Below are 558 nucleotides of genomic sequence, written 5' to 3' on the forward strand. Positions count from 1 at the left end.
TGGGCGGCCGACACATCGGGCCGGCGCGCCAGCACGGTGCCCGGCACACCCGGAGGTATCACCGGCAGAGCGGCATCGGTGTTGGCGGCCGGCAGCACAAAGCTGCCCGCCACCTCGCCCGTCAGCACGGCCAGGGCGTTGGTCAGCAAGGCCTGCTGGCGCTGCAACGCCAGTACCTCGGATTCGGTGGCGGCCACTTCGCTTTGCACGCGTGCCACGTCCAGCTCGGCCACATCGCCGGCCTGCTCGCGCCGCTGCGTGAGATGCAACGTGCTCTGGTAGGCCGCCAGGCTTTCCTGCACCAGCACCTGCTCGGCCTGCGCGGAGCGCAACTGCAGATAGGTCTGGGCCACGTCGGCCTGCACCATCAGGCGCGCACTCTGCAAGAGGGCTTCGCTGGCAGCGGCATCCAGCCGTGCGGCATCGCTGGCCTGCGAGAGCCGACCGAACAGGTCCGGCTCGTACGAGGCAGAAAGGCCCACGGTACCCAGCGTTGCGGGAGCGCTGGAACCCGTGGCGCTGGCACCCGCCTGGCGCGTGACGCCCGCCGACGCCCCC

The 558-nt window shown here is 71.3% G+C and carries 1 protein-coding gene; it reads right to left on the minus strand.

The features are described 5' to 3' along the window. A partial coding sequence (locus ACDELDRAFT_RS23435) for a TolC family protein (RefSeq protein WP_005802015.1) occupies positions 1-558 on the minus strand: 558 nt, incomplete at both ends.

Source organism: Acidovorax delafieldii 2AN (assembly GCF_000175235.1).
In the GTDB taxonomy this organism is placed as follows: Bacteria; Pseudomonadota; Gammaproteobacteria; order Burkholderiales; family Burkholderiaceae_C; genus Acidovorax; species Acidovorax delafieldii_B.